This is a genomic window from Candidatus Njordibacter sp. Uisw_002, assembly GCF_047730155.1.
Lineage (GTDB): Bacteria > Pseudomonadota > Gammaproteobacteria > Pseudomonadales > Balneatricaceae > Njordibacter.
Genome location: NZ_CP159832.1, coordinates 378,384 through 395,166, shown reverse-complemented (window position 1 = coordinate 395,166; position 16,783 = coordinate 378,384). Strand labels below are relative to the sequence as shown.

The window sequence follows — 16,783 nt, the reverse complement described above, 5'->3', positions numbered from 1 at the left end:
AGGTTCAAGTCAATCACTAAACGTGAGGATGAATACAGTTGTATGCCATCGGCCTGAGTACCAATCACCCCAACAAGGGTAAACTCGCAAGCAAAGATTAGAGCAAATGAAAGGCATTTTTAAGGTTACCCCTAAAAAAGCAGACCAAAGGATTAGTCGTATCGCCATTATTGATGACGTGATGACTACAGGAGCCACGGCCCAAGCATTAAGCACGGATATACTTAACTCTTGGGGTGGACCTTTAGATATTCAAGTTTGGTGTGTTGTTAGAGCACAACCTCAAAACATCAGACTTGATTGGTGAGGTTTCTATTCCTGCTCAATCGGTTCTTGCTCAGAAGACCCTTCACCGGTGGATTTTTCATCTTGAATCCGCTGGTAGATTTCTTCGCGATGGACCGCTACGTCACGAGGAGCATTAACCCCAATTCGCACTTGATTACCTTTTACACCTAGTACGGTGACTGTAACATCATCACCCACCATTAACGTTTCACCGACACGTCGAGTCAAAATTAACATACAAAAGCTCCATTTTATTGGGCCGATAAACCAACCATCAGTTTCCGACACCTTAATTATTCCTGCACAACTTGCTTTCTAGCGATATATATAATGATAACTTACTAATACAGTAAATCATTACCCAACGATCATAATTGTAAATCTACTATTCTTCAATAGTTTGTGGCTTATCCATTTCAAAAGTAGAATGGAGGGCGCGTACCGCTAGCTCTAAATATTTTTCATCAATAACCACTGATACTTTGATTTCTGAGGTTGAAATCATCTGAATATTAATATTTTCTTTAGCCAAACTATCAAACATCCGGCTTGCAACGCCAGCATGGGATCGCATCCCTACCCCTACAATAGAAACTTTGGCAATCTTTTGGCTACCAACAGCACCTGATGCATTAAGGCTTTGGGCAATAGTTTTCAACGTAGTCAATGCTAGATCATAGTCGTTCCGATGAACGGTAAAAGTAAAGTCTGTGAGGCCTTCAGCGCTCACATTTTGCAATATCATATCCACTTCTACGTTCGCATCACTAATGGGGCCTAATATTTTGGATGCCACACCAGGCACATCAGGCACACCTGTAACAGTAAGCTTAGCTTCATCGCGGTTAAAGGCGATGCCAGAGATAACAGGTTGTTCCATAGTATTTTCACTCTCAGTTGTAATCAATGTTCCTGGGCCTTCTTTAAAACTATGTAGCACACGAAGTGGTACATTATATTTGCCCGCAAATTCGACTGCACGTATCTGTAAAACCTTTGACCCTAAGCTGGCCATTTCCAACATTTCTTCAAAGGTGATTTCTGCAAGACGTTGGGCACTATCTACCACTCTTGGGTCAGTGGTATACACGCCATCCACATCTGTGTATATCTGACACTCATCAGCTTTTAGAGCCGCTGCCAGCGCTACACCTGTCGTGTCCGAGCCACCGCGACCAAGGGTAGTAATATTACCCATATCATCTACGCCCTGAAAGCCAGCGACAACTACAACCCGACCTTTAACTAAATCATTACGGATACTATCTACATCAATATTTTGAATGCGAGCTTTAGTATGTGAAGAATCAGTTTGGATCTTAACCTGAGCGCCTGTGTATGATCGAGCTGGGCAATTAAGTTCAGTTAAGGCCATGCATAACAAAGCGATAGTTACTTGCTCTCCCGTAGAGACAAGAACATCCATCTCCCTAACTGAAGGGTTGGCCTGAATCTCATTGGCCATACCTATAAGGCGATTGGTTTCGCCACTCATAGCCGAGACAACAACAACAATGTCATGACCTTGATCTTTGAAGCCTTTTACTTTTTGCGCCACTTGTTGAATTCGTTCTACAGAACCAACAGAAGTGCCACCAAATTTTTGTACATACAACGCCATCTTCATTCCCTAATATCAATCTAAATATTTTACGCCTTGACCTTACAGCAACTCAAGTTAGTGTTAACTAAGCTGATCTTGTATCCATGTCTTAGCACTTTCTAAAGCCCCTGTTAACTGGTCAGCTTGACCACCGCCTTGGGCCATATCAGGCCGACCTCCACCTTTACCCGACATGCTAGATGCCGTGTGACGAATTAAATCACCAGCTTTAACCTTACCGGTTAAATCCTTGGTCACACCAGCTACAATACTTGCCTTATCATCTTGTGTTACTGCAAGCATAACCACACCTGAACCAAGCTGGTTGCGTAACTGATCCATTGCATCACGCAATGACTTTGGCTCTACGCCTTCTAACTGGGTAATCAATACCTTTATGCCGTTAATCTCTTGTACTTGAGAAAGCAGATCTGACCCTTGGGATGCAGCCATCTTAGCTTTAAGCTGATCTAACTCACGCTCTAAAAGACGATTTTTTTCAATAATACTTTGCACCTTGTCGGTCACTTGCTCACGATTAGCTTTCACCAACCCAGATACCGTGGAGAGCATCATGCAAGTCGATGCTAGCCATTGGCTCGCTGCAGCGCCAGTGAGAGCCTCTACCCTCCTTACACCAGATGCTACGCCTGATTCTGAAGTAATGATAAACGCACCTATGTCTCCAGTACGCTCAACATGGGTGCCACCACAAAGCTCCAAAGAAAAAACATCGATTTGCGAAATGAGGGTTTCTTGTCCGTGTGCAGCGACACTACCCATGGTCACCACTCGTACTTGCTCTCCGTATTTTTCGCCAAAAAGCGCCATCGCACCAGCAGCTTTAGCTTTGTCTATTGCCATGTTTTCCACAGCCACCAAGGTATTGTCACGAATTTCTTTATTGACCATTGACTCAATCATAGCCAACTGATCTGTGGAAACAGGCTCTGGGTGTGAAAAGTCAAACCTTAATCTTTGTGGGTCAACTAAAGAACCTTTTTGTATAACATGGTCACCTAATACACGACGCATAGCTTCGTGGAGTAAATGTGTTGCTGAGTGGTTTTTTGCAGAATTACTGCGCAAGTTTGGACTCACTAGGGTTTCAACTTCATCACCCACTGTTAGGCTACCTGACGTCAATTTTCCATGATGAACAAAATGATTGCCTTGTTTGAGTGTATCACTAACTTCAAAGCATCCACCGCTCCATTCAATAACACCATGGTCCCCAGCTTGCCCGCCTGACTCAGCATAAAACGAGGTACTGTCCAAGACTAATTGCACATTACCTGGTTTAGATATATTTTCACTTAGTTGACCATCAGTAATAATTGCAACAATTTTGCCCGTATGATTTAGCTTATCGTAACCTTCAAATTGGGTCTGACCAGGTATATCAAGTTTATGACTGTAGTCCACAGAAAAGCTACTGGCTGAACGAGCCCGCATGCGCTGTTGCTCCATAGCATTTTCAAAACCACTAATATCCATTTCTAAATTGCGTTCACGAGCAATATCTCCCGTAAGGTCTACAGGAAAGCCGAACGTATCATAAAGTTTGAAAATGGTTTCACCGGGGATAGTTTTCCCACTTAATTTATTTAGGTCTTGCTCTAGAATGCGCATCCCCTGATCCAAGGTTTTAACAAATTGGATTTCTTCTTTGGCGATGACTTTTTCAATGGTCGATTGCGCAGCTGCTAGATCTGGATAGGCTTCTCCCATCTCTATTACTAATGGCGCAACTAACTTATTGAAAAAACTTCCTTGAGCACCAAGCTTATTGCCATGCCTTATTGCACGTCGCATGATGCGACGTAATACGTAGCCTCTGCCCTCGTTAGAGGGCATCACACCATCCAAAATCAAGAAAGACACAGAGCGAATATGATCCACAATCACACGCAGTGACTTGCTTTCCATATCATCTGTACCAATCACCTGTGCAGTTGCCTTTAACAAATGCTGGAATAAGTCAATTTCGTAGTTTGAATGTACGTTTTGAAGGATCGCAGCAATACGCTCAAGGCCCATACCTGTATCGATTGATTGTTTTGGTAAAGGCGTCATCGCCCCGCTTGAATCACGGTTAAACTGCATAAACACCATGTTCCAAATTTCTATATAACGGTCGCCATCTTCTTCAGGAGTTCCTGGAGGGCCACCCCAGATGTCTTCACCATGGTCATAAAATATTTCAGAACAAGGGCCACAGGGGCCTGTATCACCCATAGACCAAAAATTGTCTTCGTCTAAGCGGGAAAAACGTTCTTGGTTGATCCCGATTTCTTCAAACCAAATTTTTTCAGCTTCAGCGTCACTATGGTGCACGGTGACCCATAACTTTTCTTCAGGAAGCCCAAGCTCTACAGTTAAAAAATTCCAAGCAAACCTTATCGCGTCTTGCTTAAAATAATCGCCAAAACTGAAATTACCCAACATTTCAAAGAATGTATGATGACGCGCCGTATAACCCACATTTTCTAAATCGTTGTGTTTACCACCAGCGCGCACACAGCGCTGGGATGAGACAGCACGCTTATAAGAACGCTCTTCGTCACCTAGAAAAAGATCTTTAAATTGAACCATTCCTGCATTGGTAAATAATAAGGTGGCATCATTACCTGGAACCAAAGAACTACTTGGCACAATTTGGTGATCTAAGTCTTGATAATACTTAAGAAATGCCTGACGGATAGCGGCGATCTTCATGGTCAGTCTCACTGTTAACACAAAAGTGTAAGTATATACTGAACCACTAATGGCTTTCGAGTATTGCTGGAAATTTACCCCTTAAATGGGGCTATTATTAGAATTTTTTGCAGATAATTGAACAGACTTACAAATGTTCGTCTGGGTGAGCGTCTAAAGCATAATAAATTTGTTCTTGGGCAAAGCCACGTTGATATAAATATTTTGCTTGTTTTGCACGCTCTTTTAGATCTGATGCTAGCACTTGTCCATAATGTTTACGTTTTTGTTGTAACGCTTTTTCGAACCAGTCAAAGTTTTTTTCAAGTAATTGTTGGTGAATAAGCTCACGATTTAAACCATATTGAAGGCCCCACTGGTATACACGAGAGGGACCATAACCTGCATTAGCTTTTGATCGCACTAACACTTCAGCAAAACGTTGATCAGATTGCAAACCCAATCGGTAAAGATCATCAAGCAAGCTATCTATATCAACCTGCCAGCCATTTTCTAATGCCTTGATGTGCAACTTTCGCTGCAGCTCATTTCTTGACTGTTCACGTCGAGCCAACAACCCGATAGCTTTATAACGCAAAGCTGCAGTTTGTTTTTCGACCCCTCCAACCAAAACCGGCTTTCTCATAACCAATAAAACTAGCGCATAAATTTAGAATGTAAGTGGAGTAACCACATCACTTGCTTCTTCAGCTTTAGGAATGCTCAAAAGAGCCTCTCTGATCTGCAACTCGATTTCTTGACCAATCTCTGGATGGTCTAATAAATACTGTGACGCATTAGCTTTACCTTGCCCTATTTTATCGCCTTTGTATGCATACCAAGCGCCGGCTTTATCAACTAAACCTTGCTTAACACCTAGGTCGATGATTTCACCCATACGGAAAATACCCTTACCGTATATGATTTGAAATTCGGCCTGTTTAAAGGGAGATGCTACTTTATTTTTTACAACCTTAACTCGTGTTTCATTGCCGACGATTTCGTCGCCACTTTTTACTGCACCTATACGACGAATATCCAAACGCACCGAAGAATAGAATTTTAATGCATTGCCTCCAGTGGTGGTTTCTGGGCTACCAAACATAACACCAATTTTCATACGAATTTGGTTAATGAAGATGACCAAGCAATTAGCATTTTTAATATTACCTGTGATCTTGCGCATTGCTTGAGACAATAAACGCGCTTGCAATCCTACGTGGTGATCGCCCATTTCGCCTTCGATTTCTGCCTTGGGTGTCAGGGCAGCTACCGAATCAATAATAATCACATCAACCGCATTAGAGCGCACTAGCATGTCTGTAATTTCAAGAGCTTGCTCGCCAGTGTCTGGCTGACTCACTAATAAATCATCTACATTAACGCCTAATTTTTCTGCATAGCTAGGATCTAGCGCGTGCTCCGCATCAACAAAAGCACAGGTTTTACCAATTTTTTGAGCTTCAGCAATCACTTGTAGTGTAAGCGTAGTTTTACCAGAAGATTCAGGACCATAGATTTCACATATGCGACCAAACGGTAAGCCACCTATGCCCAAAGCAATATCTAGCCCAAGAGAACCTGTGGACACTGAAGGTATAGCTTCACGTGGTTGATCACCCATGCGCATTACTGCACCCTTACCAAATTGACGTTCGATTTGACCTAGCGCTGCATCGAGGGCTTTTTGTTTGTTTGCATCCATGGGGTTCACCTTGTTTTTTGAGGCTTAAAAGCCTACGCCTTTCGTCTTTTTTAAATACTGTAATTACATACAGTAACTGTCTGTATGTACAGTATTAAACCACACCTGAGAAAAAGTGCAAGGCTTAATACATCAATCCTCTAAAAAGCAGCTTATAATTCCTTTTAGAGCCATACGTACCGCAGTATTTTGAACTTTATTCCGGTTACCAGAGAGTTGATATAATTGGCTATTCGCCACAACCCCATTAGCACACCAAGCGATCCAAACTGTGCCTACGGGTTTGGAAGGAGTTCCACCACCTGGACCTGCAACACCACTCACAGCAACGCACATGGATGAGCTCAAAGCTTCACAACCGCCAGTAGCCATATATTCAACTACCTCTTGGCTAACCGCTCCATATTTATTGATGATTCCTGGTGGCACACCCAACAAGTTTATTTTGGCATCATTGGTATAACTAATGATGCCCCCATTAAACCAACTTGAGCTTCCTGCTAAAGAGGTCAAAAGGGCTCCTATTGCGCCACCTGTACATGACTCAGCTGTAGCTAAGGTCATGCCTTTAGCAACTAAGAGCTCTGCCACTTCAGAGGCTAATTTTTTGTCTTGTTTAAGCTCTAGATCGACATTGTGCATCGTAGCTTGAGCTGACTTATTTTGCATGATTAGATTACCATTTAAACAACTAACGCATTGACCATTGCCAATGCAGGCCGCATTTCAAATTACTCAGACACTCTAAGCATTTAGGCTCAAGTAAACGTAAGTTTAAATTGCCCGTGTTGGCCTGCTTCTAGTAATATAGCTGCTTAACCGAGCTTTTTACCCGCAGGATATTTTTCATGGCAGTCACTAGCAAATATAGCAACCACACGCCTATGATGCAGCAGTATTTGGGTATTAAGCAAGACCATCCTAATGATCTAGTATTTTATCGCATGGGCGATTTTTACGAAATGTTCTATGAGGATGCTAAAGAGGCATCACAGCTACTTGATATTTCTTTAACCTCAAGAGGACAATCTGCAGGTCAGCCGATACCCATGTGTGGCATCCCTTATCATGCAGCTGAAGGTTATATCGCCAAAATTGTTAATGCTGGTCGCTGTGTTGCAGTGGCTGAACAAATTGGAGACCCTGCAACAAGCAAAGGCCCTGTAGATAGGCAAGTGGTCCGTTTGGTCACGCCCGGCACACTTACAGACGAAGCATTAATGGACTCTTCTCGTGATCACTTACTCAGTGCAGTATGCCAATTACAAGGCACATACGGGGTGGCTAGTTTAGACATGAGTAGCGGTCGCTTTACCTTGGTAGAAGCCAATACACCTGAGCAACTACAGACACAACTCCAGCGGTTAAGGCCAGTGGAGCTGCTTTTTGAAGAAACTAGCAACGTTTGTGACCACATTCAAGAATGGAGCTGTCGCAAGTCACAACCTAGTTGGCATTTCGCTTACGACACTGCCTTAAGGTTACTTTGTAGCCAGTTCAACACCCGAGATTTAAGTGGTTTTGGATGCGACTCTATGAACGCGGCTATTTGTGCTGCTGGATGCTTATTAAATTATGCTAAGGAATCTCAAAAGGGTGACTTACCCCATCTGCGAAATTTGCAAGTAGAGCTGCCACAAGATACTCTGATTTTGGATGGCCCCAGTAGAAAGAATTTGGAAATTGATCACAATATACAAGGTGGTGATCAATTTACTTTGGCAGCCTCTTTGGATACAACAGCTACACCTATGGGAGGAAGGCTTTTACGCCGGTGGCTCAACAATCCCTTACGTGACATTACTATACTTGAGCAAAGACAAGAGTTTATCAGCCAAGTAATGGCACATAATAACCCAGAAGAGTTTCAACAATGCCTCAAACCCATAGGTGATATGGAGCGTATTCTATCTCGTGTTGCTCTAAGATCAGCACGCCCAAGGGATTTATCGCGTCTTTGTGTCAGCCTTAGTACTTTGCCTAGCATACAAGTTTTGCTAAGCACGCTGGACACTCAAAAAGCACTTTCATTAGCAGCTAACATTAATGACTTTCCAGATATTGTTAGCTTATTAACTGAAGCTATTACCCAGAACCCACCTGTCATTATAAGAGACGGTGGCGTTATTGCAGACGGTTATGATGAACAACTGGATGAGTTACGTGGACTTAGTCAAAATGCAGGACAATTTTTACTTGATTTGGAAATCCAAGAGCGGCAAAGAACTGGCTTATCCACCTTAAAAGTGGGTTACAACCGGGTACATGGATATTATATTGAAATAAGCAGATTACAATCTGACCAAGCTCCTACAGAGTATCTGCGTCGGCAAACTTTAAAAAATGCCGAGAGATTTATCACACCAGAGCTTAAGGCGTTTGAAGACAAAGCTTTAAGTAGTAAGAGCCGCAGCTTAGCTAGAGAAAAAGAACTTTATGAAGCCCTCATTGAAAAACTAGCTACGCACCTGACAAAACTGCAGTGCGCAGCAGATGGCATTAGTGAATTTGACGTGCTGTGTTGCCTAAGTGAGCGGGCACTTACTTTGGATCTTAGCAAGCCTAAACTAGTTTCTGAACCTGGAATTGATATTAGTCAAGGCCGTCATCTAGTCGTTGAGCAACTGATCACAAACCCGTTTGTAGCTAATGACACTATGCTTAAAAGTGACGCCAGCATGATGATGATCACAGGCCCAAATATGGGCGGTAAATCTACTTATATGAGACAGGTAGCACTTATTGTCATCATGGCCCAAATAGGCTCTTACGTACCTGCGTCTTCTGCTACCATCGGTATTGTTGATAGAGTATTTACACGTATGGGCAGCAGTGACGATCTTTCTGGAGGCCGCTCAACCTTTATGGTTGAGATGACAGAAACAGCTAACATACTCAATAATGCAAGCGCTAAAAGTCTTGTTTTGATGGATGAAGTGGGACGTGGGACGAGTACGTTTGATGGCTTATCTTTGGCTTGGTCCTGCGCCTTAAACTTGGCTAAAGACATAGGCGCTTTAACCCTTTTTGCCACTCACTATTTTGAAATGACACAGCTATCACATCAATTAACACAAGTGAAAAATGTTCATTTAGACGCCACAGAACATGACGACAACATCATTTTCATGCACAAAGTATTACCTGGGCCTGCAAATAAGAGTTATGGACTACAAGTTGCAAAATTGGCTGGGGTGCCCCAACAGGTGATTAGTGAGGCCAAACAAAAGCTGCTGCACTTAGAGCAAAGTGAGCAGCAAAACATACCCAAAAATGTGACTGAAGCGCCACTTCAAACAGAGCTTTTTAGCAGTTTGTCTCACCCCGTAGAGCTACTTTTAGAGGAGACTAAAGCAGATGAACTCACTCCTCGACAAGCACTTGATCTCATTTACCAAATGCAAAAACTGATAGAGCGATAATGGCTCAACATTGCATGACTTATGCTTGAATTAGAACTGCGCTTTATTATAGATCAGAATCCAATAAGTCTGAGCCATTAAGACCCCCAATTTCTATGATATTGCGCAAGCTCCTTAGTGCGGCAACTTGAACCTGGCGTACATTTTCTCGGGTTAAGCCAACTTCTTGACCCACATTCTCTAGTGTGCCGGCAGTATGGCCTCGCAAACCAAATCGACGGCATATAACTTTTTTTTGAATATCAGATAGTCGATCTACCCACTGCTCCATATTGCTCATCAAGTTAGCGTCTAATACAATTTTTTCGGGCCCTTGATTGTTCTGATCAGGTATCGTTTCTAACAGCGTAGCATCACTATTAGTACTTAACGAATGGTCTATCGACCCCACTTTTTGGCTTAGATTAAGAAGTGCACTAACACGCTGAACTGGCTTGCCAAGATATTCGGAAATTTCTTCCAAGGTAGGTTCATGGTCTAATTTTTGTGTAAGCTCTTTAGTAGCTTTAAGCTGCACATTTAACTCTTTAGCTACATGTATTGGTAACCGAATAGTGCGGGATTGATTCATAATGGCGCGCTCTATCGTTTGGCGAATCCACCAAATCCCATACGTTGAAAAGCGATACCCTCTTTCAGGGTCAAACTTTGACACCGCTCTAATTAAGCCAAGATTCCCTTCTTCGATCAAATCCAGAAGTGTTAAGCCACGATATACATAGCGACGGGCAATTTTAACGACCAACCTTAAGTTGCTTTCAATCATACGATGACGAGCTTGCTCATCACCTTTTAGAGCCAAACGAGAAAAGTACTTTTCTTCTTCAGCTGTTAGCAAAGCGCAAAAACCAATTTCATTTAAGTATAGGCTGGTTGCATCTTTAACTTCGCTTACTCTATTAGAATAAGTGCCAGTAGATTTATACTTTTCATACTCTATCTTACTGCGCTGCTTATGAGCTTCATCTACTGATAATTTTCGCATCATTTAACTCACCTAATATAGCCAACAACCTTACTAAAAAAGACATTGGTATTCTGTTAGGGACAATTTACAGTTTTGGTAAATAGCTCAATGGGTTAACAGGTTTGCCGTTTTTACGGATTTCAAAATGTAGCCTCGGGTCCAACTGCGGCCCCTTACCTACTTTGGCTATCACCTGCCCTGCCTTGACAGTGTCACCTTCCTTAACGACAATCCTACTATTATATGCATAGGCACTAAGAAAGGTATTATTGTGCTTTATTACAACTAGTTTTCCGTACCCCTGAATCCCACTGCCAGCATATACTATTATTCCGCTAGATGCTGCTTTTACCGAATTTCCCAGCGAAGAAGATAAGTCGATCCCGTGAAAAACACTACCCTTGCTTGAAAAAGACTTGATTACCCTACCTTGTAATGGCCAATTCCACTGAACAGATAATGGGCCTTTATAAGCTTTTTCAGTAACGGTATTGGAGTTATTTACGGGTGCTGAAGAGGCGGGTTTATTGACCACAGCATTGTCACTAACAACTGGCTTTTTTATCAACTTCTTTGCAGACGAATGACTAATTGAATTACTATTATCTGTATCATTAAAATAGAGTATTTGGCCTACATAAATAGTGTACGGAGAAGGTATATTATTAACTTTAGCTAATGTTTTATAATCCCAGCCAAAGCGCCATCCAATAGCAAACATGGTATCGCCAGACTTGACTTGATAGGACTTAGGAACACTTTGAACACGATTAGCCGAAGATATTAGGCCATTGCTGTAGCTAAGCTCCTGCACAGGTGCGTATTGACTGGTGCTACAGCCTACTAGTAACCAAACAAACACACCTATAATAAAATATTTAATTAACGATAAAACACCTGTATCTAAGCACATATCTAGGCTGCCAAATCTTGCAGCTGAATACGGCCAAATTTGGCAACAACCAGCCCTGCTAGAATGCAAACTACAAGACACCACATGAGCTGATTATCAGCACCGGTGATCTGGCTATAGGTCCAAGGCATTAAGTTTTCTTGCTCGAGTGGCACTTCTAATCCCGCACTATTAAGACGATATGAGAGTGTATACTTCCATGGCCATAACTTAACAGCAGAGCCCATCATTAATCCAGCTAACAAACTCATTACAGCTGCTGTATGGCGCTTTAATAAATAGCTGATTAACCGGCTAAAAACCAACAACCCAAAGCCACAACCTAAAGCAAATACAGCAATCACTTGGAAATCTAAGGCAGCTAAACGGGCAATCAAAAAAGGATAGATACCCAACATCAATAAGATAAAACTACCTGAAATGCCAGGTAGTATCATAGCGCTTATGGCCACAGCTCCTGCTGCCATCAACCATAGGTAACCCAGCCCGGAGAATCCTTCAACGCTCTGCAATATAGGCAGATTGGCTAAGGATACGCTTACTAAGAGCCCTACAAAAAGCCAGTATTTGCGCAACTGGCTTTGGACGTATAACTCTCTTAGTAGCAAGGCGCTAGCAACCATAATCAGACCCAAAAACAAACTCCACATGATCAAAGGCTGGGCATAAAGTAACCAAGCGATCACCTGGGACAACAATAGGATAGAGGAAATTATTCCAATCGCTAAGTTTGTCAAAAATAAGCCGTCTACATAATTCCAGGCCTTGCGAATTTCTCTCACCCGCACAAGTTTCAATAAATGCATATCAAAGCGACTAATTGCAGCCAGCAGGCGCCCATAGATGCCACCTAACAAAGCTACAGTACCTCCAGATATCCCAGGCACTAGATCTGCTGCGCCCATGAGTAGGCCTGTGAAGAATGTTCTCCATTGTATTAACGTGTTTTTAACCATCGCTATATTAATCCATTAATTAAGGGCACAAAATTAGCCGCTTCTACTTTTTGTTTGCTAAAGTGATTACCTGAGCGCGTGATTTTCAACAAATATTGCTCATTTCCACCTACAGGAATGATCATACACCCCCCTTCGGCAAGCTGCCATTGAAGTGCTTTAGGCACCTGAGATGGTGCGGCTGTAACCATAATACCGTCAAAAGGTTCACGAGCTGGCCATCCTTCATAACCATCTCCATGTTGATAGACAACATTGTGAATGTCCATAAGTGCCAAACGCTGCTTAGCTCGGTTCAGTAAAGGCTCAATACGCTCCATAGAAAATAACTTAGGTACTAGCTGAGCCAATATGCAGGTTTGATAACCGGAGCCTGTGCCTATTTCTAATACTTTCTTAGCCGCGCATGATTCAAGCAAAAGCTCACTCATACGTGCCACTGTATAAGGTCTTGATAGTGTCTGATTATGGCCAATGGGTAACGATTTATCTTCATAAGCACGATGGGCTAAAGCTTCATCTAAAAATAAGTGCCTAGGTGTTGATCGCATCACCTCCAGCACTCGAGCATCAGCTACTCCAAGGCTTTTTAGCGTATCCACCAATCGCTCTCGAGTACGCTGAGATGTCATACCAATCCCTTGCTTATTGGCAGCTGTGCGTTTGGGATCAGTAACACTGTAGCGCATTAAGACATACCCTGTAACCAATCAATCACAGTATCAAAAGATTTATGGCAAGCCATGTCTGGGGATAAAGGTGTCACTGACACGTATCCATGTTGTACTGCATGAAAGTCGGTTCCTTCACTTGCATCCTTAACCTTTCCTGCTGGACCAATCCAGTAGCATTTATGACCTCTTGGGTCTTGGGCATCGATCACACACCCTCCTTGCTCTCGGCTGCCTAATCGGGTCACTTTAACACCTTTAATTTGGTCAAAAGGTAGATCTGGTACATTAACATTAATGATGCAGCGTGGCGGCAAATCTAGCTGATGAATTATTTTCACTAACTGCCTAGCTACTTTTGCAGCGCTTAAAAAATTAACATTACCTACTAAAGAAACAGCAACGCAATGGTGGGCAAGATAACGACCTTCCATTGCTGCCGCGACAGTGCCCGAATAGAGCACATCATCACCAAGATTGGCACCGTGATTTATGCCAGAGACGACCATCTCTGGGGCGATATCAAGAGCCCCATTGATACCAAGGTGCACACAATCTGCAGGTGTCCCATCGATACTAAAAAAGCCATTTTCGTGCGGTGTCACTCTGACTGGGCGAGATAAAGTTAACGAGTTACTGGCCCCACTCAAATCTCGATCAGGTGCAACGACTGTGACTTGGTGATCTTTTTCAAGTTGCTTTACCAGATGAGACAACCCTAAAGCATGCACGCCGTCATCATTAGATATTAGTAATTGCATTGTGTCATTCCTTGTTTGTCTGTGTAATCTTCAATCATTACTAAGGCGTTTGCGCCTGGGCTAATTCTCGTATTAATGCCGTAGCATAACTGCCTCGCATTAAATGAAAATTGAGCTCTAATATATTATTTTCACACCAACGCCAGGCGAAGTCTTTGGGCCATAAGCGCAAACTACGCCTTTGAGCAGTCATATCTTGCTCAATCAAAGCGTCTATCCAAGGCTGCCAAGGTGCTAAGACGCTTGCTTCATAAATACTTGCTGGAGTGGGAGGAGGGTTGCCAGCACGCCCAGCCATGACCCCAGTGGGAGCTAAGTCGCCACTGTTAATACGTTGCTGCACACTTTCCAAATCGCTTAAAGCAACAGCATCAAATTGACTGAAGCCGTCGCTAAACATGCAACGCTCTCCCACTGACGCTTTGAGCCACGACTCATCACTAACTCTCTCACTCAAAAGCTGGTTAAATAAGTAAGAGCGTGTTGATGACAACGCCATACCTCGCTTAAAACGATCCTTGATGCGCTTGCCCTGCATCATCGACAAAGCAAGGGCTAGATTACCACCTTGTCGACCAAACCGTTGGTCACCAAAATAATTTGGCGCACCTTGTCGTGAAATCAACTCAAGCTTTTTTTCTAATGCTTCACTTTGGGTGATATTACGCAAACGAATGGCAAAAAAATTACCTTGATGTACCCCTGTCTTTAATTTTCGCTGATGCCTAACTACTTGATGCAAATGAAGTTCTGAACTTTGAAGCAATTGCCAATCAGGGTCTACAACTTCTGATTTTCCTGGTAAGTGCACTCCAAACCATTGCCTAGTTACACCTCTGCGATCTTTCAGGCCAGAGTAATTCACCTGTCTAACAGGCACACCCGCAAACTTTGCAATATTACGGGCTAAAAAGTCAGTATTAGTATCAGTTTTAGTGATGTCCAGATACACGTGCTCGCCTTCGCCACAAGGCTCATAGCCTAAATCTTCTGTGACTAAAAAATCACTACAATAGGTTTTGAGATGTGCATTTGACGTTGGCACACCTGATGCGTAGGCCCACTCAACTGGCCATTGAAGAGGTTGCAATAATGCGGTGCTCATCAATCTTCCACCAATTGGTAAAAGGTTTCATTAGGCTTAACCATACCAAGATCGTGACGTGCACGCTCCTCAATTGCAGCGATACCCTGCTTCAGGTCTAAAACCTCTGCATGAAGTTGCTGATTACGCTGCAATAAACTTGCGTTCACCGCCTCTTGTGCTGTGATCTTCTCCTGTAAGCTTGCAACCTCAAACAATCCAGCTTGTCCAAACCATAGACTATATTGCATAGCAATCACAGCGACTAAAATTAACCCAACTAACCATTTCATATTTATACCAACAAAAAAGGGAGCTAACTTTGACTAATTTGGCCAACGCAAGCTCCCTAGACAAGGTCAACAATACTTATTGGCCTTTAATTTCCTGACGTCCACGATAAGGAGCGTCGGCACCAAGTTCCTGCTCAATTCGGAGCAAGCGGTTATATTTAGCCACTCGATCCGAACGACAAAGTGAACCTGTTTTAATTTGGCCTGCCGCTGTGGCTACAGCCAAGTCAGCGATAGTGGTGTCTTCTGTTTCACCTGAACGATGGGAAATAACTACACTAAAACCAGCTTTTTGAGCCATTCGAATGGCAGATAACGTTTCTGTGAGGGTTCCAATTTGATTAAACTTAATCAATATCGAGTTACCAATACCTTGCTCAATACCACGGCTCAATATTTTCGTATTAGTCACAAATAAGTCGTCACCTACAAGTTGCACACGATCACCACACTTTTGGGTAAGGTCTTGCCAACCATCCCAATCGCTTTCATCCATACCGTCTTCTATAGATATAATAGGATGTTTGTGGGTTAGCGCCGTAAGGTAGTCGGCAAAGCCTGCCGCGTCAAAAGACTTACCTTCACCACTTAGATTGTATGTACCATTTTCATAGAATTCCGATGCCGCACAATCTAACGCCAATGTAACATCTGTACCAAGCTCATAACCAGCATGAGCTACTGCCTCAGCAATGACATCCAGTGCAGCTTCATTTGAAGGCAGGTTAGGTGCAAAGCCACCTTCATCACCCACTGCCGTGCTTAAACCACGCTGGCTTAATACTTTCTTAAGCGCATGGAAAATTTCCGCACCGCAGCGCAAAGCTTCAGCAAAACTAGTCGCGTTAACTGGCTGAACCATAAACTCTTGAATATCCACATTATTATCAGCGTGCTCACCACCGTTAATAATATTCATCATTGGTACAGGCATGCTGTACTGGCCTGCCGTACCATTTAGCTGCGCAATATGGGCATATAGAGGCACGCCTTTATATACCGCTGCGGCTTTAGCTGCTGCCAAAGACACTGCAAGAATTGCATTAGCACCCAGCACTTCCTTGTTTTCAGTGCCATCTAATTCAATCATGGCTTCATCTAAGCCTTTTTGATCAGTTGCATCCATTCCCTTTAAGCGCTGAGCTATAGGGCCATGAATGCCAGCAATTGCATTCAATACACCTTTACCTAAGTAACGAGACTTATCGCCATCTCTAAGCTCCAAAGCTTCTCTTGAGCCTGTAGAAGCACCTGAAGGAGCGCATGCTGTACCAAAAGCTCCACCTGCCAATAACACGTCAGCTTCGATAGTAGGGTTGCCCCGAGAGTCCAATACTTCTCTGGCCTGGATGTCCGCAATCAGTTGGTCCAAAATATACTCCTGTTATGGTAAGTAATTGATAATTATACTAATTTAATAATT

16 protein-coding genes are annotated in these 16,783 nt (G+C 42.9%); 2 read left to right on the top strand and 14 right to left on the bottom strand.

The features are described from left to right. Positions 1 to 106: 106 nt before the first annotated feature. On the top strand, positions 107 to 307 hold the full coding sequence (locus ABXT42_RS01885) for a hypothetical protein (RefSeq protein ID WP_443628691.1): 201 nt from the start codon (positions 107 to 109) through the stop codon (positions 305 to 307). A gap of 5 nt (positions 308 to 312) precedes the next feature. Here ABXT42_RS01885 and csrA read toward each other — a convergent pair whose 3' ends face one another. The 6 genes from csrA to ABXT42_RS01855 form a co-directional block, all read right to left on the bottom strand. Continuing rightward, complete coding sequence (csrA, locus tag ABXT42_RS01880) at positions 313 to 525, bottom strand: carbon storage regulator CsrA (RefSeq protein WP_443629424.1); 213 nt, start codon at positions 523 to 525, stop codon at positions 313 to 315. A 148-nt stretch (positions 526 to 673) separates the two neighbouring features. Continuing rightward, positions 674 to 1,909 (bottom strand): aspartate kinase, encoded by a 1,236-nt coding sequence (locus ABXT42_RS01875; protein WP_443628690.1) that lies wholly within the window; start codon positions 1,907 to 1,909, stop codon positions 674 to 676. A 63-nt stretch (positions 1,910 to 1,972) separates the two neighbouring features. Continuing rightward, entirely contained in the window at positions 1,973 to 4,609 is a 2,637-nt protein-coding gene (alaS, locus tag ABXT42_RS01870; RefSeq protein WP_443628689.1) for an alanine--tRNA ligase, read from the bottom strand. A 127-nt stretch (positions 4,610 to 4,736) separates the two neighbouring features. Further along, positions 4,737 to 5,234, bottom strand: coding sequence for a regulatory protein RecX (locus tag ABXT42_RS01865; protein ID WP_443628688.1), 498 nt, complete (start codon positions 5,232 to 5,234; stop codon positions 4,737 to 4,739). A 24-nt stretch (positions 5,235 to 5,258) separates the two neighbouring features. Continuing rightward, positions 5,259 to 6,293 (bottom strand): recombinase RecA, encoded by a 1,035-nt coding sequence (recA, locus tag ABXT42_RS01860; RefSeq protein WP_443628687.1) that lies wholly within the window; start codon positions 6,291 to 6,293, stop codon positions 5,259 to 5,261. 132 nt (positions 6,294 to 6,425) lie between these two features. Then, positions 6,426 to 6,962 (bottom strand): CinA family protein, encoded by a 537-nt coding sequence (locus ABXT42_RS01855; protein WP_443628686.1) that lies wholly within the window; start codon positions 6,960 to 6,962, stop codon positions 6,426 to 6,428. A 179-nt stretch (positions 6,963 to 7,141) separates the two neighbouring features. On the opposite strand from ABXT42_RS01855, the gene mutS reads away from it, so the two are divergent. Beyond that, complete coding sequence (mutS, locus tag ABXT42_RS01850; protein WP_443628685.1) at positions 7,142 to 9,715, top strand: DNA mismatch repair protein MutS; 2,574 nt, start codon at positions 7,142 to 7,144, stop codon at positions 9,713 to 9,715. Between the two features lie 46 nt (positions 9,716 to 9,761). Here the strand turns inward: mutS and rpoS are convergent, their stop codons facing one another. From rpoS to eno, 8 genes are all read right to left on the bottom strand, one after another. Beyond that, positions 9,762 to 10,703 (bottom strand): RNA polymerase sigma factor RpoS, encoded by a 942-nt coding sequence (rpoS, locus tag ABXT42_RS01845; RefSeq protein WP_443628684.1) that lies wholly within the window; start codon positions 10,701 to 10,703, stop codon positions 9,762 to 9,764. A 64-nt stretch (positions 10,704 to 10,767) separates the two neighbouring features. Further along, the gene (locus ABXT42_RS01840) at positions 10,768 to 11,403 is read right to left on the bottom strand and encodes a peptidoglycan DD-metalloendopeptidase family protein (RefSeq protein ID WP_443628683.1); all 636 of its coding nucleotides are present in this window, start codon (positions 11,401 to 11,403) and stop codon (positions 10,768 to 10,770) included. Between the two features lie 194 nt (positions 11,404 to 11,597). Continuing rightward, positions 11,598 to 12,551, bottom strand: a complete 954-nt coding sequence (locus ABXT42_RS01835; protein ID WP_443628682.1) for a DUF368 domain-containing protein — start codon at positions 12,549 to 12,551, stop codon at positions 11,598 to 11,600. A 2-nt stretch (positions 12,552 to 12,553) separates the two neighbouring features. Then, a complete protein-coding gene (locus tag ABXT42_RS01830) occupies positions 12,554 to 13,240 on the bottom strand; it encodes a protein-L-isoaspartate(D-aspartate) O-methyltransferase (RefSeq protein ID WP_443628681.1) in 687 nt (228 codons plus the stop codon). After that, a complete protein-coding gene (gene surE / locus ABXT42_RS01825; RefSeq protein WP_443628680.1) occupies positions 13,240 to 13,983 on the bottom strand; it encodes a 5'/3'-nucleotidase SurE in 744 nt (247 codons plus the stop codon). Before surE ends, ABXT42_RS01830 begins: the two co-directional genes overlap by 1 nt. 40 nt (positions 13,984 to 14,023) lie before the next feature. Beyond that, positions 14,024 to 15,088 (bottom strand): tRNA pseudouridine(13) synthase TruD, encoded by a 1,065-nt coding sequence (gene truD / locus ABXT42_RS01820; RefSeq protein WP_443628679.1) that lies wholly within the window; start codon positions 15,086 to 15,088, stop codon positions 14,024 to 14,026. Beyond that, entirely contained in the window at positions 15,088 to 15,360 is a 273-nt protein-coding gene (ftsB, locus tag ABXT42_RS01815) for a cell division protein FtsB (protein WP_443628678.1), read from the bottom strand. The genes truD and ftsB overlap by 1 nt, the downstream gene beginning before the upstream one ends. Positions 15,361 to 15,436: 76 nt before the next feature. Next, on the bottom strand, positions 15,437 to 16,732 hold the full coding sequence (eno, locus tag ABXT42_RS01810) for a phosphopyruvate hydratase (protein ID WP_443628677.1): 1,296 nt from the start codon (positions 16,730 to 16,732) through the stop codon (positions 15,437 to 15,439). Positions 16,733 to 16,783: the final 51 nt, after the last annotated feature.